The 20,199-nt window shown below is 66.1% G+C and carries 17 protein-coding genes; 13 read left to right on the top strand and 4 right to left on the bottom strand.

Annotated features, from left to right (window positions below):
• Positions 1–50: 50 nt before the first annotated feature.
• From ACQPYH_RS11730 to larA, 7 genes are read left to right on the top strand one after another with little or no spacing between them, the layout of a single operon-like run.
• Positions 51–2,459, top strand: a complete 2,409-nt coding sequence (locus ACQPYH_RS11730) for a glycoside hydrolase family 95 protein (RefSeq protein WP_432889980.1) — start codon at positions 51–53, stop codon at positions 2,457–2,459.
• Entirely contained in the window at positions 2,447–3,439 is a 993-nt protein-coding gene (locus ACQPYH_RS11735; protein ID WP_432889982.1) for an ABC transporter permease, read from the top strand. The genes ACQPYH_RS11730 and ACQPYH_RS11735 overlap by 13 nt, the downstream gene beginning before the upstream one ends.
• Positions 3,436–4,386 carry a carbohydrate ABC transporter permease gene (locus tag ACQPYH_RS11740; protein ID WP_432889984.1) on the top strand — a complete coding sequence of 317 codons (951 nt, stop codon included), beginning with the start codon at positions 3,436–3,438 and terminating at the stop codon, positions 4,384–4,386. Before ACQPYH_RS11735 ends, ACQPYH_RS11740 begins: the two co-directional genes overlap by 4 nt.
• Positions 4,387–4,419: 33 nt before the next feature.
• Positions 4,420–6,102, top strand: a complete 1,683-nt coding sequence (locus ACQPYH_RS11745) for an ABC transporter substrate-binding protein (protein ID WP_432889986.1) — start codon at positions 4,420–4,422, stop codon at positions 6,100–6,102.
• Between the two features lie 24 nt (positions 6,103–6,126).
• Positions 6,127–7,545, top strand: coding sequence for an alpha-L-fucosidase (locus ACQPYH_RS11750; RefSeq protein WP_432889988.1), 1,419 nt, complete (start codon positions 6,127–6,129; stop codon positions 7,543–7,545).
• Positions 7,546–7,550: 5 nt separating this feature from the next.
• Complete coding sequence (locus ACQPYH_RS11755; protein ID WP_432889990.1) at positions 7,551–8,489, top strand: glycoside hydrolase family 43 protein; 939 nt, start codon at positions 7,551–7,553, stop codon at positions 8,487–8,489.
• Positions 8,486–9,754, top strand: a complete 1,269-nt coding sequence (gene larA / locus ACQPYH_RS11760) for a nickel-dependent lactate racemase (RefSeq protein WP_432889992.1) — start codon at positions 8,486–8,488, stop codon at positions 9,752–9,754. The genes ACQPYH_RS11755 and larA overlap by 4 nt, the downstream gene beginning before the upstream one ends.
• A gap of 12 nt (positions 9,755–9,766) precedes the next feature.
• Here the strand turns inward: larA and ACQPYH_RS11765 are convergent, their stop codons facing one another.
• Complete coding sequence (locus ACQPYH_RS11765; RefSeq protein WP_432889994.1) at positions 9,767–12,544, bottom strand: S8 family serine peptidase; 2,778 nt, start codon at positions 12,542–12,544, stop codon at positions 9,767–9,769.
• A 532-nt stretch (positions 12,545–13,076) separates the two neighbouring features.
• Between ACQPYH_RS11765 and ACQPYH_RS11770 the strand changes: the two genes are divergently transcribed.
• From ACQPYH_RS11770 to ACQPYH_RS11785, 4 genes are all read left to right on the top strand, one after another.
• Positions 13,077–13,628 (top strand): ferritin-like domain-containing protein, encoded by a 552-nt coding sequence (locus ACQPYH_RS11770; protein ID WP_432889996.1) that lies wholly within the window; start codon positions 13,077–13,079, stop codon positions 13,626–13,628.
• A gap of 46 nt (positions 13,629–13,674) precedes the next feature.
• Positions 13,675–15,420: a cytochrome c biogenesis protein CcdA gene (locus ACQPYH_RS11775; protein ID WP_432889998.1), complete on the top strand. Its 1,746-nt coding sequence runs from the start codon at positions 13,675–13,677 to the stop codon at positions 15,418–15,420.
• Positions 15,421–15,531: 111 nt separating this feature from the next.
• Complete coding sequence (locus ACQPYH_RS11780; protein ID WP_432890000.1) at positions 15,532–16,161, top strand: hypothetical protein; 630 nt, start codon at positions 15,532–15,534, stop codon at positions 16,159–16,161.
• A complete protein-coding gene (locus tag ACQPYH_RS11785; RefSeq protein ID WP_432890002.1) occupies positions 16,158–16,412 on the top strand; it encodes a hypothetical protein in 255 nt (84 codons plus the stop codon). Before ACQPYH_RS11780 ends, ACQPYH_RS11785 begins: the two co-directional genes overlap by 4 nt.
• Before the next feature lie 7 nt (positions 16,413–16,419).
• Here the strand turns inward: ACQPYH_RS11785 and ACQPYH_RS11790 are convergent, their stop codons facing one another.
• The 3 genes from ACQPYH_RS11790 to ACQPYH_RS11800 form a co-directional block, all read right to left on the bottom strand.
• On the bottom strand, positions 16,420–16,611 hold the full coding sequence (locus ACQPYH_RS11790; protein ID WP_432890004.1) for an alpha/beta fold hydrolase: 192 nt from the start codon (positions 16,609–16,611) through the stop codon (positions 16,420–16,422).
• Between the two features lie 43 nt (positions 16,612–16,654).
• Positions 16,655–17,398: a hypothetical protein gene (locus tag ACQPYH_RS11795; RefSeq protein WP_432890006.1), complete on the bottom strand. Its 744-nt coding sequence runs from the start codon at positions 17,396–17,398 to the stop codon at positions 16,655–16,657.
• 102 nt (positions 17,399–17,500) lie between these two features.
• Positions 17,501–17,854, bottom strand: a complete 354-nt coding sequence (locus ACQPYH_RS11800; RefSeq protein WP_432894704.1) for a hypothetical protein — start codon at positions 17,852–17,854, stop codon at positions 17,501–17,503.
• On the opposite strand from ACQPYH_RS11800, the gene ACQPYH_RS11805 reads away from it, so the two are divergent.
• Positions 17,761–18,849, top strand: a complete 1,089-nt coding sequence (locus ACQPYH_RS11805) for an aminoglycoside phosphotransferase family protein (protein WP_432890007.1) — start codon at positions 17,761–17,763, stop codon at positions 18,847–18,849. The genes ACQPYH_RS11800 and ACQPYH_RS11805 overlap by 94 nt on opposite strands.
• Before the next feature lie 198 nt (positions 18,850–19,047).
• The gene (locus ACQPYH_RS11810) at positions 19,048–20,025 is read left to right on the top strand and encodes a LacI family DNA-binding transcriptional regulator (protein WP_432890009.1); all 978 of its coding nucleotides are present in this window, start codon (positions 19,048–19,050) and stop codon (positions 20,023–20,025) included.
• Positions 20,026–20,199: the final 174 nt, after the last annotated feature.

Consider the following 20,199-nt stretch of genomic DNA (forward strand, 5'->3'; position numbering starts at 1 on the left):
CGGCAATTCATAGGATTAATACCTGGCCATCCCGATGGAGGATGCGTGGCATGAGCAACCTGGTGAGCTCGGACCGCTCCGGGCCGCAGCGGCTGTACTACGACCGGCCGGCGGCCTCGTGGCTGGAGGCGCTGCCGCTCGGCAACGGCCGGATCGGCGCGATGTGCCACGGAGGAATCGGCAACGATCGGATCGCGCTGAACGACGAGACCCTGTGGTCGGGTGGTCCGGAGACCGCACGATTGTTGTCGACCCCGCTCGGCGCGACCGGTGCGGACGCGGTCCAGGCTGTGCGCGACGCGCTCCGGGCGGGTGACGTCCGGCGCGCACACGAGTTGGCCGGCGGCTTCCACTCCGGTTACTCGCAGGCATACCTGCCGGCGGGTGATCTCCTGCTGGAGATTCGCGTCGCGGGTAGTACGCCTACGGCCGGCGAGGTAACGCAGTACCGTCGCGAGCTCGATCTCGACGCTGCGGTGGCCACGACGGCGTACGAGATCGGTGGCGTGGCGGTGCGGCAGGAGGTCTTCGTCAGCGCGCCGGACGGCGTACTGGTGCAGCGATTGACCGCATCCGAGCCGGTACTGGCGCTGACCTGCCGGCTGACGTCGCAGTTGCCGTCGCAGTCGCAGGCAATCGAGGACGGGCTGGGCCTGACCCTGCAGGCTCCGGCTGACGTCGCCCCGCCGCATCGCGACGTGCCGGAGCCGATCAGGTACTCCGACGGCGACGATCGCGGCATGGCGGCGGCCATCGCGTTGCGAGCCCGCACCGATGGCGAGGTCCGGGCGGAAGAGTCCGGGCTGGTGGTCGACGGCGCGACGGAGGTCACCCTCGTCCTTGCGACCGCGACGGGATATGACGGTCCGTTCACCGTCCCGACCCGGACGGGCGCCGAGTGCTTGGCTGGCGCGGATGGGATTGTGCGCGCTGCGCTCGAGCGCGAGTACGGCGACCTCCTGGCCGATCATCAGACGGATCACCGGCGGCTGTTCCGGCGCGCGTCCCTCGAATTGTCCGGATCGGCGGAGCGCTCCGAGTTGCCGACCGACGTCCGGGTGGCCCAGGCGGCGGACGATCCGGCGCTGGCCGCGCTGATCTTCAACTACGGCCGGTACCTGATGATCGCGAGCTCGCGACCGGGTGGACTGCCGACCAACCTGCAGGGGATCTGGAACGACATCCTGCGGCCGCCGTGGAGCTCGAACTTCACCATCAACATCAATACCGAGATGAACTACTGGCCGGCCGAGACGACCAACTTGTCCGAGTGCCACGAGCCGCTGCTCAGGTATATCGAGCAACTTGCCGAGGCGGGTCGCCGGACGGCTCGTGAGCGGTACGGATGCGGCGGCTGGACCGCGCACCACAATGCCGACGCCTGGTGCTGGACGAATCCGGTCGAGGGCGATCCGCGGTGGTCGAACTGGCCGATGGCAGGCGCATGGCTGGTCCGGCATCTGTGGGATCACTACGAGTTCACCGGCGATGCCGAGTTCCTCGGCCGATCCTGGCCGGTGTTGCGCGGCGCGGCGGAGTTCTGCCTCGACTGGCTGGTGGAGATGCCGGACGGCAGCCTCGGTACGGCGCCGTCGACCTCTCCCGAGAACGACTACATCGCGGCCGACGGGCAACCCGCGTCCGTGACCGAGTCGTCGACGATGGACATCGCGCTGATCTCGGATCTGTTCCGCCGGGTCGAGCAGGCGGCAGAGGTGCTGGACGTCGTCGATCCGCTCGTCGGCGAGCTGTCCACCGCGCGGAAGCGACTGCCCGATCCGTCGATCGGCGCTCAGGGGCAGCTGCAGGAGTGGGCGGCCGATCTGCCGGAGGAAGATCCGCATCACCGGCACATGTCGCACCTGGTCGGCGTACATCCTGGCGATGCGATCACGCCGGACAGCACTCCCAGCCTCGCCGTGGCGGCCTTGCGGACGCTCGACCTGCGCGGTGACGAGGCGACCGGATGGTCGCTGGCGTGGAAGATCTGCCTACGGGCCCGCCTGCGCGACGCCGCCGCGGCCCACCGGTTGATCCAGGCTTTCCTCAGTCCTGCGGACGATTCCGCCAGGGGGCGACCCGGTAGCGGGGCGGGCGTCTACCCGAACCTGTTCTGCGCGCATCCGCCGTTCCAGATCGACGGCAACTTCGGTGCGACGGCCGGTATCGCGGAGATGCTCCTGCAGAGTCACACCGGCGAGATCGAACTGCTCCCCGCCCTGCCGGCCGAATGGCCGAGTGGGCGAGTGACCGGTCTCAGGGCGCGCAACGGCATCACCGTCGACATCGCATGGACGTCGCAGGGCATCGAAGCAGTCCTCACCGCCGATCGGGACACCGAGCGGGTCGTCCGCCACGGCGACGATCGGGTGCTCGTGAGGTTGACGGCCGGAATCGGTCAGCGCATGAGCTCGGCCCTTACCGCCGGCCAGGACGAGGAGGTCTCATGGCCACGCTGACAACCGTCCGGCCACCGGCCGGTGAGCTACCGGACCGATCCAAGCGGCGACGCAGACGCGAGCGCCCCGGGATCAAGGGGCTGCGCCGCAGTTTCCGGCGGCACTGGACGCTGTACCTGTTGATGGTCGTGCCGCTGGTCTGGTTCGTGGTGTTCAAGTACATCCCGATGTCGAACGCCGTGCTGGCGTTCAAGAGCTTCAACGTGACCAAGGGCATCTGGGGAAGCCCCTGGGTCGGCTGGCAGAACTTCGACCTGTTCTTCCACAACCCGGTGTTCTGGACCCTGGTGAAGAACACCTTCGTGCTGTCGGTGTACACCGTGGCGGCGAGCTTCCCGATCGCGATCATCCTGGCGCTGGCGGTGAACGAGGTCCGCAACGGCCTGTTCAAGCGGACCGTGCAGATGGTGACGTACGCGCCGTACTTCATCTCGACCGTGGTGGTCGTGTCGATGACGATCCTGGTGCTGTCGCCACGGCTCGGCATCGTCAACGAAGGGCTCGGCTTCTTCGGTGTGCCGGCCATCGACTTCCTCGGGAACCCGGACTACTTCCGCCACATCTATGTGTGGTCCGACGTGTGGCAGACGACCGGGTACTCCGCGGTCATCTACCTGGCCGCGCTGTCCGGGATCGATCCGGCGTTGCACGAGTCGGCCAAGATCGACGGCGCGAGCCGGCTGCAGCGGATCCGGCACGTGGACCTGCCCGGGATCATGCCGACCGCGGTGATCATCCTGGTCCTTGCCGTCGGCAACATCATGGCGATCGGGTTCGAGAAGGCCTTCCTGCTGCAGAACCCGCTGAACCTCAGCGAGTCGGAAATCATCGCGACGTACGTGTACAAGACCGGTCTGCTGAACGCGGACTTCAGCGGCGCCACCGCGGTCGGGCTGTTCAACTCGGTGATCAACCTCGCCCTGCTGCTGATGGTCAACACGATCGCCAAGCGGATCACCGGGAACGGACTGTGGTCATGAGCGTGCAAACCGAAACACGGCCGTCGCCGAACAAGCGGCTCGAGCGCCGGGCGGAACGGGCCCGGCGGATCCGCGAGCCGCGGACGGACCGGATCTTCCTGTTCTGTGTGTACCTGCTGCTCGGCGTGTTCCTCCTGGTCGTCCTGCTGCCGTTGCTGTATATCGTGGCGAGCTCGTTCAGCAGCCCGGAAGCGGTCTCGGCCGGCCGGGTGCTGTTCTGGCCGGTGGACTTCTCGCTGCGCGGGTACCACGCGGTGTTCGAGAACCCGCAGATCGTCCAGGGCTACGTGAACTCGTTGTTCTACACCGTGGTCGGCACGATCGTCAGCGTCACGATGACGATCGCGATCGCCTATCCGATGTCGCGCCGGACGCTGGTCGGTCGCAACGTGGTGATGACGGCCATCCTGTTCACGATGCTGTTCACCGGCGGCCTCATTCCGACGTACCTGGTGGTCCAGTCGACCGGTCTGCTGGACACCCGGTGGGCGTTGATCATCCCGCAGGCGATCGGGGTCTGGCAGGTCATCATCGCCCGGACGTACTTCCGGACGGCGATCCCCGACGAGCTGGTCGAGGCCGCCGAGCTGGACGGCTGCGGCGACCTGCGCTTCCTGTGGTCGGTGGTGATCCCGTTGGCCAAACCAATGATCGCGGTGGTCGCGCTGATGTACGCGATCATGCAGTGGAACTCGTACTTCGACGCGCTGATCTATCTCAAGAACCCGGACCTGTTCCCGCTCCAGCTGGTCCTGCGCAACATCCTCATCCTCAACACCTACAGCGGCGGCGCCGTCGACGCATCCGTCGTACTGCAGCGCCAGCAGCTGGCCGACCTGCTCAAGTACTCGCTCATCGTGGTGGCCAGCGTTCCGGTGCTGCTCATCTACCCGTTCGTCGCCCGCTACTTCACCAAGGGAATCATGATCGGCGCCGTCAAGGGCTGATCCTTCGCATCATCTCTACCCCTGTGAGGGACCATGTCTGTTCAGTTTCGACGTACCATCTGCGCCGCGGCCGTCGGCCTCACCCTGGCGGCACTGGCCGCCTGTTCGAGCGGCAGCGGCGACAGCAGTGACCAGAGCAAACCGCTGCCGACCGTGACCGGCAACCCGGCCGTGACCCTGAACGTCTTCGCGCCGCAAGGCCCGGACTTCAACCTGGCCACGAACGCCTTCACCAAGCTGGCGAGCCAGAAGTTCAACATCACCTTCAAATGGCAGACCACCACGTACGACGCGGGCCCGGCCAAGGAGAAGCGGCAGATCTCGCTGGCCAGCGGCGACTACCCGGATCTGTACATGCTGATCCCGTGGGTCGACCAGTTCACCCAGGCCGACCTGCTCAAGCTCGGCAGCCAGGGCGTCATCCTGCCGTTGAACCAGCTGATCGACCAGTACGCGCCGAACATCAAGAAGGCACTCGACGCGACGCCGGACTGGAAGGCGATGGCGACCGCGCCGGACGGCAAGATCTACGGCATGCCGCAGTGGGTGGACTGCTACCACTGCACCTACCAGGACAAGCTCTGGATGAACTCGGCCTGGCTGAAGAAGCTCGGACTGCAGCAGCCGAAGACGACCGAGGACATGCGTAAGGTCCTGGAGGCCTTCAAGACCCAGGACCCCAACGGCAACGGCAAGGCCGACGAGATCCCGATCAGCGCCGACGTCCGCGACAGCCTCATCCCGTACTTCATGAACGCCTTCATCTATGACCCGCAGGGCACCAGCGGAAACAACAACTCGACCCTGGTGCTGAACAACGGCAAGGTCGACATCCAGGCCAACAAGGACGGCTGGAAGCAGGGCCTGGCCTACATCAACTCGCTCTACAAGGAGGGGCTGATCGACAAGGGCGCCTTCACCCAGAACCCCGACGCCCTCCAGCAGCAGGGCGACCACGCCGGCGCCACGGTGCTCGGATCGGCGACGGTGCTGCACCCGGGCATCTTTGTCACGGTCGGCTCGCCCGACGGACGCGACAAGCAGTACGACGCCGTACCGCCGCTGACCGGTCCGGACGGGGCGAACTTCACCGGCTACAACTTCCCCAGCGTCCCGGGCGGCACCTTCGTGCTGACCAACAAAGCCACGCCGGAGAAGCAGATCCAGGCCATCAAGCTGCTCGACTACCTCTTTACCCAGGACGGTGAGATCAACGGGATGTTCGGCACCGAGGGCAAGACCTGGGCCAAGCCGGCGGCCGGTGAGGTCGCGCTCGACAAGTCGCTGAAGCCGCTGTACCGGCAGATCCCGCAGAAGGCCGGCGCCAACCCGCCGAACACGGCGTGGCAGGCGATGGCGCAGTACAACAACACCGCGCAGTTCCGCGCCGCGGAGTCGGTGAGCACCGACATCTACTCGCAGGCCGGCTACGAGCGACGGCTCTTCGAGGCGACCAAGCTGTACGAGGGCAAAGAGGACAAGGCGCAGACGTACCCGTACTGGAAGGTCTGGATCGACCCGTCGCTCGGCAGTGAGGTCGCGACCCTGCAGACCAACATCGAGAACTACGTGCAGCAGAACGCCCTGCAGTTCATCACCGGGTCCAAGGACCTGAACAAGGACTGGGATGCCTACGTCAAGGGCCTCGACGGACTGGGCCTCAAGCGGTACCTGGAGATCCAGCAGACCGCGTACGACAAGGTCCCGAACAAGTAGTCCCCGACAGAACAGGAGCGACCAGTGCCGTTCGACGCAACCTTCGAATCACTAGCCACATTCGAGTGTCCGGAGTGGTTCCGGGACGCGAAGCTCGGCATCTGGTCGCACTGGGGGCCGCAGTCGGTGCCGCGGTACGGCGACTGGTACGCGCGCCACATGTATCGCGAGGGCAGCGACCAGTACCGGTACCACCTGCGGACCTTCGGCCATCCGTCGGAGTTCGGCTACAAGGACATCGCCGAGCGGTGGAAGGCGGAGCGGTTCGACGCCGGTGCCTTGATGGATCAGTTCGTCGCGGCCGGAGCGCGGTACTTCGTGGCCCAGGCTGTGCACCACGACAACTTCTTCAACTACGACTCGGCCCTGCACGGGTGGAACTCGGTGAAGGTCCGCCCTGGCAAGGACATCGTCGGCCTGTGGAGGGGCGCGGCGACCGAGCGCGGGTTGCCGTTCGGGCTCACGGAGCATCTCGGCGCGGCGTTCAGCTGGTTCGCTGCGGCTAAGGGTCACGACCGACACGGGCCGTACGCGGGTGTGCAGTACGACGGCGGGGATCCGGCGTACCGGGAGCTGTATCTCGACAACAGCGCCTACCTGACCGGGCCGGAAGTCGTGGTGCAGGATCCGTGGTACGCCACCGAACCGGCGTGGCACCGGCACTGGCTCGATGCGGTGACCGAGATGATCGACAAGTATCAGCCCGACCTGCTGTACTCCGACGGGCCGCTGCCGTTCGGCGAGGTGGATTACATGCCTGGCCTCCGCGCGGTCGCCCATCTCTACAACACCAATCCCCGCGCGGTGTACCAGCAGAAGGACCGCAACCGCGAGGTGAGTGCCGTCGGGATCATGGACATCGAGCGCAGCCAGACGCCGGAGATCAATCCGGCACCCTGGCAGACCGACACCTCGGTGGGTGACTGGTTCTACAACGTCCGCGACGTCTACAAGACCGCCGGCCACGTGATCGAGCTGCTCGTCGACATCGTGTCGAAGAACGGCAACCTGTTGCTGAATGTGCCGCAACTGCCGGACGGCACGATCGACCTCGAGTGCTCGCAGCTCCTGAAGGACCTCGGCGCCTGGACCCAGGTCTGCGGCGAGGGCATCTACGGCACGAGACCGTTCCGCGTGTTCGGCGAAGGTCCTTCCACCGTTGTCATCAAGGGCTTCACCGAGGACCGGGTCAGCTGGACGAGCGCCGACTACCGCTTCACCCGCCGGGACAACACTCTCTACGCCTTCCAGTTGGCGTGGCCGGACGACCGGCGCGCGGTCATCCGCAGCCTCGCCGACCACGAGACTGTTCGCGGCGTCCGCCTCCTCGGCCACGGTCCCGTCTCCTTCGAACAAGCCCACGGCATCTTGGTCGTCCGCCTTCCCGACGCCCCACCACTCGACGTCGCCAACTGCCTTGCCATCGACCTCGACGCGGTCTGAAGCGCATGTACGGCTATCTGTATGTGCACTTCAAGCGCGAATCAGTCGACGGTGAGCAGATCTACTTCGCGTTGAGCGACGGCGACCACGCGCTGCACTTCGAGGACTTGAACGGCGGCAAGCCGGTCCTGTACTCCGCCTTGGGTGAGCGCGGTGTCCGTGACCCGCACATCGTCCGTTCCCCGGAAGGTGATCGGTTCTTCCTGGTCGCGACCGACTTGCGCCTGGCTGCCAGTCTCGACTGGGATCGGCACCAGCGCCGGGGGAGTCGCTCGATCATGGTCTGGGAATCGACCGATCTGGTGGACTGGGGCGAGGGCCGGCTCGTCGAGGTCGCACCGCCCGAGGCCGGCAACACCTGGGCGCCCGAAGCGATCTGGGACCCCGAGCAGGGCGCGTACCTCGTGCATTGGTCGTCGACGCTGTACGACAACGCGGCGCACGAGGGGGAGAGCTACAACCGGATCATGTCTGCGACTACTCGCGACTTCCGCGAGTTCTCTCAGCCGCGCGTGTGGATCGATCGAGGCTGGCAGACGATCGATGCCACGCTGATCGAGCACGAGGGCGTCTACTACCGCTTCCTGAAGGACGAGCGTGGCCGCGGCGGCAGCGCGCCGTACGGGAAGTCGATCTTCTCCGAGACCTCGACCGCGTTGACCGCGGCCGAGTGGAAGCCGCTGGCCGAAGGCATCGGACTGGGGCCGATCAGTCAGGGCGAGGGGCCGCTCGTGTACAAGTCGAATACGGAGGAGAAGTGGTACCTCTGGATCGACGAGTTCACCGCCGAACGCCGGTACGTCCCCTTCGAGACCACCGACCTGGCCGGCGGCGCCTGGGTTCCCTGCGAGGACTACCGTCTGCCGGAGGATCCCTGCCACGGCGTCGTCCTGCCGCTGGCCCTTGAAGAGTACGAGCGACTCAGCAGGAGTTGGAGCGAGTGAGAGTGCGTTTGGCGTACGGCGAGGTCGGACTGGCGATCGAGGTGGATTCCGCGCGTACGACGGTGGTGGAGCCTGTCCACCATGAGCCCGCGTCGGACCCGGTCGAGGGTTTGCGTCGTGCGCTTCGTGAGCCGGTGGCCGGACCACCTCTGCGCGATCGGATCCGGCGGGGCCAGACCGTGGCGATCTCTGCCTGCGACGGCACGCGCCCGCAGCCGAGGCAGTTGATGATCCCGGCCGTTCTTTCCGAACTGGAGGACGTCGTCGACCTCGCTGATGTCGTGGTTTTGGTTGCCACTGGCACCCATCGGCGCAACAGCGACGCCGAACTACGCAGCATGTTCGGCGACGAGATCGTCGACACGGTGAGGATCGTCAACCACGACGCACGCGACCGGAGTCAGTTGGCCTGGATGGGAGTCCACGGCGACGGGGTTCCGGTCTGGCTGAATCGCGAATGGGTCGACGCGGATGTCCGGATCACCACCGGTTTCGTCGAACCGCACTTCTTCGCCGGCTTCTCGGGTGGCCCGAAGCTCGTCGCCCCAGGGCTGGCCGGCCTCGACACGGTCCTGGTCTTGCACGACGCCGCCAGGATCGGCAGCCCTCAGGCGACCTGGGGAGTTACCCACGGGAACCCCGTGCATGACGATGTCAGGGCGATCGCGGAGGCGACCGGCGTCACGTTCGCCCTGGACGTCGTACTCAATCGCGACCAGAACATCGTCGCGGCGTTCGGTGGGGATCTGCTGCCGATGCATGCCGCCGCTTGTGCCGCGGCCAAGCAAATGGCCATGCGGCCGGTGACAACCCCGTTCGACGTGGTCGTCACGACGAACTCGGGATACCCGCTCGACCAGAACCTGTATCAGGCGGTCAAGGGGATGTCGGCCGCGCATCAGATCGTTCGCCCGGGCGGCACGATCGTCTGTGCGGCCGAATGCCGTGACGGTTTCCCGGATCACGGGTCGTATCGATCGGTTCTGAGCTCGGCGGAATCCCCGCAAGCACTGCTCGACCAGATCAGCCGGCGTACCGAAACCACACCGGACCAGTGGCAGGTGCAGATCCAGGCCCGCATTCAATCGACCAGCAGAGTTGTGATGCGGACCGGATACCTCAGCGACGCCGACCTCGCGGCAGCACACCTCGAACAAACCACCGACATCTCCGCAACCGTCGCCGACTCCCTCGCAGCCGCCGGCCCCGCCGCGCGCCTCTGCATCCTCCCCGAAGGCCCCCAAACAATCCCGTACGTCACCTGAAGCGGGGCGATCTCAGCGGACGGTCACCGCCTTGGCGACCGAGATGGCCTGTGCGTGGTCGGCGTCTGCGGTGAATACGGTTCGATAGGCGTAGGTGCCGCGGCTCGTCGGCCTGATGCCGAAGGCGTAGGAACCGGTTGTGCTGAGCTTGACGTTCGCGAGGGTCTTCCAGGTGCGGTTGACGTACTGCTGCAGATAGACCGGCATGCCGGCGTGTGCGGGCCGTACGGCGCCGTAGAACTTCGTCGTGGCGCCGAGCGCGATGGTTGTGGGGGAGATGGCGGCACTGATCGTCGGCTTGACCTCGACCAGCAGGTTCGCGCTGCGGGAACCCATCAGCTCGGTCGAACCGAGATACGCGATCGCGAGGACCGAGGAAACCGACGGCTTGTAGGTGAAGCTGACTGCACCGGTCGAGGTCGTTTTCAGGGTGCTGAGTAGTTTGAACGTCGCGACGTTCTTCGGACGCCAGTACAACGCCACGGGGGTGCCGGGCACCGGCCTGTTGTCGATCTTGAGCATCGTGCCCTTCAGCGTCACAGCGGCGCCGTAGGTGACCGATGTGGAGGTGAGGCCGGCCGCAGTCCTGGTGCCAGTCAGCCGAGCCACGGCGCCTGGGCTGAGTTTGCCGCTGCGGTCCCTGACCCACGCGGCGAAGGTGTACGTCGTCGCGTTGGCGAGGCCTGTGGTCTTCACCGCTGCCCCGGTGCCGGCGTACACGAGAGTGCCGGTGCTCAACGAGGGAGCGGTGTTGCCGACGTTGCGCCGGACGATGACCTGATCCAGGTCGGTCGTCGGTGGGACCTTCCAGGTGAGGGTCGCGCCGAGGTAGGCGCCGGTGCTGGTGAAGGAACCGATCGGCTGGGGCGCGTTGTCGACGGTGCGGAACCAGGACGAGTAACCGGTGAAGTACCGGCTGTCCGCATCTTGGATCGCTCCGATCCAGATCCGGTACGGGGTGTTGTCGAGCAGTGGTGCCGTGGGGGTGAGCGTCACCGTCTGGGTGTCGGTGTCGTAGCTGAGGTTTGTCGCCACGGACGCGCCGGTCTTGCCGTTGATCAAGCGGACGGTGTCGCTGGTGATGACACCGGGAGGCACCGAGCGTCCGAATGTGACGCGAGGCGCAACATCGAGCGGGACGCCGGTGGACAGGTTCGCCACGGAGGTATCCCGGATCCAGACGCCATCCCCGGTCGCGTTGCCGTAGGTGGTGCTGGCGCCGATGGTCAGAAGGTACGGCCTGCTGTCGTGCGAGCCGTTGGAGCTGCGGACGGCAATGTAGGTCGTACCGTCGATCAGGTTCACGTTGGTCGCGGCGTCCAGCGAGCCGATGACCTCGTGGCCTTGGTCGTCCAGTTTCGGCGACGGTGTTTGGGCGGCGCCGATGATGCGGACATCCCGGTCGTAGACCGACACAACCGGTCCCATGTTCTGGGCGTAGTCCGGCGAGCTGTACTCGGGGCTCGTGACAGTGACGACCGCGTTGCGTGCGGGCGAGTCGATCTTGTACCAGTCGACGTCGCCCTCGGAGTCGATGGATCCCGTGATGGCGTTTCCGTTGATCGGACTGGCCTTCGCCGGATAGTCGTTTCCATCCGGTACTGCGGACGGGAACTCGGTCGTCCAGGCACCTCCGAGTGCTCCATAGGCGTCGAGGATGCCTGCGCCGTAGTACGGATCGATGCCTCGGGGCCCTGCATCGCGGGCCGTTGCCTTCAGCTGTGCGACTACCTGGGCAGGGGTGAACGCCGGGTACTTGTTCCGCACGAGGGCGGCGACGCCGGCGACGATCGGAGCCGAGAACGACGTGCCGCTCGCCAGGCCGTACGGGAAGTCGGGTGCCAGCGCCCGCGGCACCGTACTGGCGATGTCGAAACCGGGTGCGGCGATGTCGACCCAGTCGCCGTACGAGCTGAAGCCGGTCAGTGAGCCGTTGTCGTCCGTTGCGCCGACGGCGAGTGCCTCCGGGTAGGCCGCTGGGAACTGCGGGACATCATCGCCGCTGTTCCCGGCGGACACCACGACGACGATGCCCTTCGCGACGGCGTTGGCCAGCGCCTCGTGGAGGATCGGGTTGTCGCCCGGGCCGCCGAGAGACATGTTGATCACCCGGGCGCCGTGCGAGGTGGCCCAGTTGATGCCGGCGATGACCTCGTCGTCGGTGCCTTCGCCGTACTGATCGAGGACCTTGACCGGCTGCACCTTGGCGTTCCAGGCCACGCCCGCGATACCGGCGGCGTTGCCTGTGTTCGCGGCGATGACACCGGCTACGAAGGTTCCGTGGAAGTTGTCGTCGACCGGCGCGGTGCCGGGGGCAAGCACGTTGTACCCGGGGACCGTGCGGCCGACCAGTTCGGGATGGCCGGCATCGATGCCCGTGTCGAGTACGGCGACTGTCTGACTGCCGGCCGTCTTGGTCACGTCCCAGGCTTGCGGCATCCGAACGGTCGGCAGGTACTTCTGGTTGGCGGCGTACAACCCGTCGTTGGGGGTGGCGCTGGCCTTGCGGATGTAGTTCAGCGACGCGAGCTCGACGCTGGGGTCGGCGCGCAGCTTCTTGAGCAGGTCGGTTGCGGGTTCTGAGCCGGTGACCTTGACGACGTCGTGCGTGATGGAGTCGCTCACCCGGCCCGCGGATCTGCCAAGGGCGTGCTTCTTGGCTGCCGACGTGGCTCCGGCCTTGAACTTGACCACGACCGACGACTGATCGTAGACCGGCTTGGACACGCCCGCGGCGAGCCCGAACCGTGCGGGCCGCGGTTCGGAAGCCTGGCCGGACGATCCCGTCACGGTCACCAGAGTGGCCGCGATCAGGGTGGCCGGGACACCGAAGCGAAGAACCAGAGCAGAACGAGATGGCAACGGATCCCCAAGGGTCTCGAGTGGGCGGATCGCCGGATCGCGACGAATCGTGACGCGACGCCGGAAGCTCGGGGTCCGGGCGCACTGGCTATATCGGCACCGTCGGCCGGTCGTTACGGCGGTGATCGGACTGTGACCATCGTTGTCACCAGGACGCCAGGACAAGCCTTCCTCAGCAGTTCGTCCGGTGCTTTCATGCGGCGGCCGGCTCCGCCCTCGATCTGTTCGCCGCGACCTCGTGGGGACTCAGTCGAGGACTGGTCAGCAGCTCCGTCTCGGTCGGTTGACGAACCCGGGGTTGGGCGTCGATCAGCCGTTGAACAATGGCGTGGATGAGGCTGCTCTGGTGGCGGGCGTGGGGCATTGGCCGGGTAGCCCGGGTAGCCCGGGTAGCCCGGGTAGCCCGGGTAGCCCGGGTAGCCCGGGTAGCCCGGGTAGCCCGGGTAGCCCGGGTAGCAGCGTGATCAGCGGGCATCGCAGTACGCACCAGAAGCTCGGCGGTACGCCGGTTGGCGCGCCCGCGGTCGATTTCGGCGGTGCGTTCGATAGCCGCAAGAGCTACCTGACCACGGCACACATCTTCGAGAACAAGGGTGTGGGCGCATATCTGGGTGCGGCCGGATTCGTCAAAGACAAGATGATCCTGCAGGCCGCTGCTGGGATCTTCGGGGTCGAGGCCCGGCACGCTGCCGTGGTCGGCAACCTCCTCGGTCTGAAGGCCGAGGGCGGCGTCTACATGGGCTCGACCGAGGTCGGCATCCCAAGGCCGACGTCCTCAAGGCAGTCGCGCCGTTCCTGCAGGACCCGGCAAAGGTCGTTGCCGCGATCACCTACTGATCCACCTGACACCTTCGGCCGGCCACCCAGGGGGAGGCCGGCCGAAGGTTTGTGTCAAGAGTTCTTGGCGCTGGTGTTGATGGCGCCGTTCACGCCGTTGGGGAAGAAGCCGCCCTCCGCAACGGCCTGCGCGGATGGGTCGCAGGTTCGGACCCATCCGCGCGAGGGGTCGTGACGAAGGATCAGTGTTCTGTCCGACCGTTCAGACTCGGGGTGCGCTGATGTTCACGCTGGCCTTCATCGGATTGCTGGGTGGGCTGATCACGGGAGTTTCTCCGTGTGTGCTGCCGATGCTGCCGATCATCTTCTTTGCCGGGACTGCTGGTAAGGCCGCCGCACCTGCTGGGCGGTCGGAAGGCGATGTGCTGGTTGCTGAGGCGCCGGTCGAGCCGAGGCGCGATCTTCGGCCGTTGAAGATCATCGCGGGCATCGTGGTGAGTTTCAGTCTGTTCACGTTGACCGGGTCGGTGATCCTGTCCGCGCTCGGGCTCCCGGACGACTTCCTGCGGTGGGGCGGGCTGACCGTGCTCACGCTGGTCGGCCTCGGGCTGATCTTCCCGGCGCTGGGGCACTGGATCGAGAAGCCGTTCTATCGGCTGCCGAAGATCAACCGGAACAACAACGGCGCCTTCGTCCTCGGTCTCGGCCTGGGGACGCTCTACGTCCCGTGCGCGGGTCCCGTGCTGGCCGCGATCACCGTGGCCGGTGCTACGGGCAACATCGGCTGGCAGACCGTCGTACTGACTGTGTCGTTCGCGATCGGGGCGGCGCTTCCATTGCTCATCTTCGCGTCCGCCGGCTCGCGCATCTCGCAGCGGGTGAAGGCTTATCGCGATCACGCCCGCGGGTTCCGGATCGGTGGCGGGATCGTGATGATCCTGCTCGCGGTCGCGCTCGCCTTCAACATCACCGACGTGATCCAGCGCTCGCTGCCGTCGTACACCAGCGGCCTGGAGCAGAAGGTCGCCCAGAACAAGACCGTGCAGGGAGCGCTTGCTCCCGCGATCGGTGGTGCGAGCGCGGACCTGGCCAAGTGCACGCCTGGTGCCGCCGAGTTGGCGTCGTGCGGCGCGGCGCCGGAGTTCCGCGGTACGCAGAAGTGGTTCAACACGCCTGGCGGGCAGCCGGCGAGCATCGGGGCGTTGAAGGGCAAGGTCGTCCTGGTCGACTTCTGGGCGTACTCGTGCATCAACTGTCAGCGGGCCACTCCGCACTTGCTCGCCTGGGACAAGGCGTACAGGTCGCTGGGGTTGGAGATCGTTGGGATCCACTCGCCCGAGTTCGCGTTCGAGAAGTCGGCCGCCAACGTGCAGTCCGCAGTACGGAAGGAAGGCATCCGCTATCCGGTCGGCCAGGACAACGATCTGGCGACGTGGACGGCGTACCGCAATCAGTACTGGCCGGCGAAGTACCTGATCGATGCCAAGGGCACCGTTCGGGCGATCAACTTCGGTGAGGGCAACTACGCGCAGACCGAGGACCAGATCCGGCAACTGCTGAAGGACGCGAACCCGTCGGTCCAGTTGCCCGCTGCGGTGGACGGCTCGGTGAAGGCCGACGTCGGAGTCGCGGGGCGTACTCCGGAGACGTACCTCGCGTACTCGCGGTCAACGAATCTGAACGGGTCCGGCAAGCTCACCCCGAACAAGAACGTTGCCTTCGGCCTCAACCCGTCGCAGCCCGACGACACCTACAGCCTCGGCGGCACGTGGAACGTCGGCACGCAGAGCGTCACGTCGACCCAGGGATCCCAGGCCCGCTTGAACTTCAACGCCTCGAAGGTCTACCACGTCCTGTCCGGCCAGGGCACCGTCACCGTCTCGATCCCCGGCGAGCCCGACAAGACGATCACGGTCAGCGGTACGCCGAACGCGTACCAGTTGGTCGACAAACCGACGGCCGAGCGCAAGACGATGACGCTCACCTACAGCCCAGGCATCTCCGCCTTCACCTTCAGCTTCGGCTGATCCAATCATCGAGGAGCGTCTCATGAGCGACAATCTGCTACCAGTCACCGACGCGCCGGGCATGTACGGCGCGGCGTTGCTGAAGGATCTCCAGCCGTTCCTCTTCGCCTCATGATCGACCTCCGGCCCGTCTCGGTGGAAGGGCGGTTGTGGGAGCATGTGGAGCGGTTGGGGGAAGAGCATCCTCCGATTCCGTTGGACAGTGCTGATTACACGATGGTCCGTCCTGCGGTGCTGGCCGAGCGGTTCGGGCCGGTGCTCACGTACATGTCCCGGGTTGAGTTGGAGGTCGAGCGGAATATCCTCGAGCTCAACCTGCTGCTCCCCGATCCTCCGCCCGTCGATCGATTCTTCTACGCGGATGTCTGGCTTCCGCAGGAGACGCATCATGGGTTGATCCTCGACAAGCTGCAGTGCCTGGCCGGGTTACCGGCGGCACTGCCGGACCTGACGACGATCGACTTCCGGTTGCGGCTGCTGGGTGCCCTTGGGAAGGCGAGTGCCGTGCAGGACGTGAGCCGGATGCTCTACTACCTGACCGGCGTGGCGACCGAGCAGTCGGCGATCCTTGCCTACAACAAGCTTCATGGCGGGTTGATGGAGCTGGGCGAGCGAGCGGTCGCGGCGACCGTGATCGGACCGATTCGTCGGCAGGAGCGGGTCATTTCGCGTACTACAAGATCGCCGCCCAGGGCCTGTGGGCAGAGCTGGCAGCGTGGCAGAAGTGGTTGGTCCGGATGATTCGCCGGTTCTCGTTCGAGCCGGTCGGCGCCTACAACGAGACCCAGCGCGGCGACTTCGGTGTCGTGATGGAGCGTCTCGGGATCACCGGTGCAGGAGAGGCCGGTCTGATGCGGTACGCCGAACAGATCGGCCGGTTCGAGGGCCAGCTCCTCTGGGCGCGGCGGCAGGGTTTGAAGGTACCGGCGTACGTCGTCGACGCCCTTCGACACGCGGCGCACCTCGCCGACACCCGCACAGCGAGCGCCTAGCGCTGGATCACGCGCGATCTGGAGCCTTGGCGGCCGCGAGTACGCCGACCATCGCGCTGACCGAGTGACCGACGAAGACCGCGCCCTTCAGGTCGAGTGCGGCGCAGACCTCGACGACGTCATCGGCATACCCGTCCAACGAGGAATACCGGCCCTCGTGGAAAGCTGACAGATCGGACCCGAATGTCCACCGGATCATCTTCGCGACTCCCGGCCACCCATCCAAGCGTCAGGGGCCGGCCTCAGGGGATGATCGCGACGAGGCGGAGTACTTCCGTGGGGCCTTTGACGGCTTGTTCGGTGACCTCGCCGATGCCGTGGACGTAGTACTTGTTGTCGAGGGTGTCGGGTTCCAGACGGGTGGTTTCCGCGGTTCGCAGGGCGTGGTGGAAGGTGCCGAGCGGGACGGTGACGGCCGTGTTCCGGGCGACGACCTGGAAGACGTCTTCGGCGTGACCGGCGTACCACTCCTGGCGGAACTTGCGGCCGAGCTGTGGAGTTGCCTGCATGAACACGCCGGGTTGGGCGCCGTCGACGCCGGCGTGGAAGCTGCCTTCGCGGCTCACGACGTGCCCGTGGGCGTCGAGCTCGGCGGTGTCCTCGCCGAAGTACCAGACGTTGCCGCAGCGGTCCTGTGCGAAGTAGTCGCTTGTCCGCTCGCTCAGGACACCGTCGAGATACAGCCGATCCGAGACCACTCGGACGCGGACGCCGTCGATCACCTTCGTCCGCGGCGTGGTGATGACGATGTCCAGCGCGTTTTGGTCTTCGCGGACACCGGTGTAGATCAGGGCCCGTCCGACCTTGAGCGGGTACCACGGGTTGGTGACGTTCGCCGTGAACTGAGAGGGCACGATGCGGGGGTGGTAGTTCGCGCCGGGTCCGAAGACCGGCAAGGCGCAGGTGGTGTGCGCGGCGGCGGTCGTGACGGGCAGCACGGTGAACGTGATCACCGCGGCCAGGGCGAGAGGCAAGTGGGTCTTCATCGGGTTCTCCTGTGGGTAAGTAGGGCAGTTGCACCGAGGAGCGTCGGTACGGCGATGGCGACCCAGAGCGCTCCGCCGGTGTCGAGGTTCTGACCGACCACGTCACCCGGCGTACCGCTTGGTGAGGCCAACGGCTTCGATTGCGACCACTCCGCGACCGTAGGTCCAACCGGCTGAATCCTTGCTGAACGTGCATTCAGCCGGGAGGACGAGCAGCGACTGCAGGCGGGACTGCGCACCGGCTTGCAGGCCGAGGGGGTACGCCGTCGACGTCGCACTGACCGGAACCGACAGGTGCTGTCGCAACGTTGCCTTCAGCAACTTCAGGTGGTTGTCACCTGGTCGGCGAGAGGCCGTGTGAGATGCCAGACCACCGAGCCGTGCGCACGCACGTGCTCGTCCCCTCACCTTCTGCGCCAGCCGCCGCGCGGCGCTCGCCGGGGCCGGTGTTGCCATGCCCCCGGAGTACCGGGAGTCTAATTCGATGGCGTCCCTGCATCCTCGTATGTAACGTGCCCCGCGCTGAACGTGCGAAAGGCGTCGAGGTGAACGACGGCAGGCTTGGAGGCGTCGGGGGTATCGTGCCGGCGTCCTTGGCGGAACGGATCCGCTCTTATCATTCGGCCGGCCCGGCATGGCTGCAGGATTTGCCGGAGCTGATCGCGGAGTGCGTGACCCGGTGGGAGTTGACGTTGCTGCCCGCGTTCGAGCCGGGTGGTGATTCGAGTTGGACGGCGCCGGTGAGACTGGGTGACGGAGGCCTGGCGGTGCTCCAGATCACCGTTCCGCTGCCGATCCACCACGACCATGTCACGGCCCTGCAGGTATGGGCAGGGAGGGGCGCGGTGCGACTTTTTGCCCATGAGCCTGCGATCCGGGCGACCTTGATGGAGTGCTGCGTGCCGGGCCTTGACGCGGCGGATCTGCCGCCGGACGAGGCCGATGGAGTGGCCGTCGAGGTCCTGTCCCAACTCTGGGCGGTCACTCTTCCGGTCGCTGGTCTCCAGCCCCTGGCCGAGGCAGCCGTCCAGCGGGTTCGAGTCATGGAGGCTCGTGCCGACCAGTTTGGCGACGTCGTTGATCCTGGACCGTTCCGTGAGGCGGCAGAGTTGTTCACCTCGCTGCCTGGATCCACGGCTCCTGGCGTTCTGCTCCACGGCGACTTCCATCGGCGCAACGTCCTCCTGTCGGGACGGGGCTGGCTGGCGATCGACCCCTCGTCGATGGCCGGCGACCCGTCGTTCGACGTCGCGATGTTTCTCCTGCACGACATGCACGACTCCGCCACGACCGCACGAGTCGATGCACTGGCCGACCGGCTCGGGCTCGAACGGGAACGGACGAGGGCCTGGCTGTTCGCACTGACAATCCAGATGGCGTCCTGGCATCTGTCCATCGGAGACAGACCCACACACGACGCCTACATTCGCGCCGGGTCAACTCTGCTGTGATGTCGACCCGCTGAAGTGCAAGAATGAATCGAATCGGTTCGATCAGATGTTCGGCGACCGTCGGTGGGTGCGTGCTGCAATACTCTCGAGAGTTGGTGCCGGTGCTCGGCGTCGGACGGCGGTCGGAGCGGTGAACCTACGCAGGTGCTGTCGTGAGGAAAGAGAAGCGTTTTGGCAACCATTGGTGACGTTGCGAGGGTGGCGGGAGTCTCCCGCAGCACGGTTTCCTATGCGCTCTCGGGGAAGCGGTCGATTTCGCCGGAGACCCGCCGCCGGGTGGACGACGCCATCAAGGAGTTGAAGTTCACCCCGAACGCAGGTGCACGATCCTTGCGGACAGCGCAGACGGGTGTCCTGGGGTTGCTGGTCCAGTTCCACGAGGATGAGTTCGCGCCGGCGATGCTGCAGTACATCCTGCCGATTACGGAGACCGCCCGCACGCTCGGCTACGACATCCTGATGATGACGGAGAACGACGGAGCTGAAGCCCTGACGCGGGCGGCTGAGTCCGGAATGGTCGACGGCCTGATCCTTCTGGATGTCATCGACGGCGACCCGCGGGTCGCCGCCCTGCGAGCCACCCATCAGCCAGGCGTCCTGGTCGGACTCCCCGGTGACACGCGCGGCTTGGACGTCGTGGACCTGGACTTCGCGGCCGCCGCACGCAATCTCGTCGACCACCTGTTCGACCTCGGACACCGCGATGTCGTGCTGGTATCACCGCCGCGGCATGTCTTCGAGCGAGGTGGCACCTACTCCTGGCGGTTCCGTGACGCTGCCGTTCAGCGCGCGTCCGAGATCGGCCTGAAGCTGACCGCTCGCTACGGGGAGTCCCAACAGCCGGCAATCGACGCGAACCTCCACGAGATCCTCGACGAGAGCCCGGACGCTACCGGGCTGATCATGCACAACGATGCGTCGGTCGCCGCACTACCGCGCTTGCTGCACGAACGGAACGTGCGAGTGCCCGACGATCTATCGGTCGTCAGCCTCTACTCTCGAGACTTCGCTCGATGGTTCTCGCTGCCCTACACCGCCATCGAGTCATCGCCTCGGCTCCTTGGGAAGGTCGCCATCGCGCAGCTGACGGAGCGCATCGCCCACGGAGACGATGCAGGTCCGCATGGGACACGGCTCGTGGCCGCCGAGATCGTCGATCGCGGCAGTACCCGCTGAGTCGCCGCGCTGGTCCGATCGCAAGGTTGCCAGCCTCTTGTTGCCCGGCGTGATTCGAGTTATGTTCGTCGAACTGTTCATCGAATCGATTCGACGACGACAGAGCCGAGTCGTGACCGAGTACCCGGTCGTGATGGTCGGCTCGTCGTCGAGCCCGCACACCACCCAGAACTT

Source organism: Kribbella sp. CA-245084, assembly GCF_050942355.1.
Taxonomy (GTDB): Bacteria; Actinomycetota; Actinomycetes; order Propionibacteriales; family Kribbellaceae; genus Kribbella.

Bases quoted from the DNA above. Each gene is read 5' to 3' on its own strand.
- ACQPYH_RS11730 (WP_432889980.1), top strand. From the start codon at position 51: ATGAGCAACCTGGTGAGCTCGGACCGCTCCGGGCCGCAGCGGCTGTAC.
- ACQPYH_RS11735 (WP_432889982.1), top strand. From the start codon at position 2,447: ATGGCCACGCTGACAACCGTCCGGCCACCGGCCGGTGAGCTACCGGAC.
- ACQPYH_RS11740 (WP_432889984.1), top strand. From the start codon at position 3,436: ATGAGCGTGCAAACCGAAACACGGCCGTCGCCGAACAAGCGGCTCGAG.
- ACQPYH_RS11745 (WP_432889986.1), top strand. From the start codon at position 4,420: ATGTCTGTTCAGTTTCGACGTACCATCTGCGCCGCGGCCGTCGGCCTC.
- ACQPYH_RS11755 (WP_432889990.1), top strand. From the start codon at position 7,551: ATGTACGGCTATCTGTATGTGCACTTCAAGCGCGAATCAGTCGACGGT.
- ACQPYH_RS11775 (WP_432889998.1), top strand. From the start codon at position 13,675: ATGTTCACGCTGGCCTTCATCGGATTGCTGGGTGGGCTGATCACGGGA.
- ACQPYH_RS11780 (WP_432890000.1), top strand. From the start codon at position 15,532: ATGATCGACCTCCGGCCCGTCTCGGTGGAAGGGCGGTTGTGGGAGCAT.
- ACQPYH_RS11785 (WP_432890002.1), top strand. From the start codon at position 16,158: ATGATTCGCCGGTTCTCGTTCGAGCCGGTCGGCGCCTACAACGAGACC.
- ACQPYH_RS11790 (WP_432890004.1), bottom strand. From the start codon at position 16,611: ATGATCCGGTGGACATTCGGGTCCGATCTGTCAGCTTTCCACGAGGGC.
- ACQPYH_RS11795 (WP_432890006.1), bottom strand. From the start codon at position 17,398: ATGAAGACCCACTTGCCTCTCGCCCTGGCCGCGGTGATCACGTTCACC.
- ACQPYH_RS11805 (WP_432890007.1), top strand. From the start codon at position 17,761: ATGCCAGACCACCGAGCCGTGCGCACGCACGTGCTCGTCCCCTCACCT.
- ACQPYH_RS11800 (WP_432894704.1), bottom strand. From the start codon at position 17,854: ATGGCAACACCGGCCCCGGCGAGCGCCGCGCGGCGGCTGGCGCAGAAG.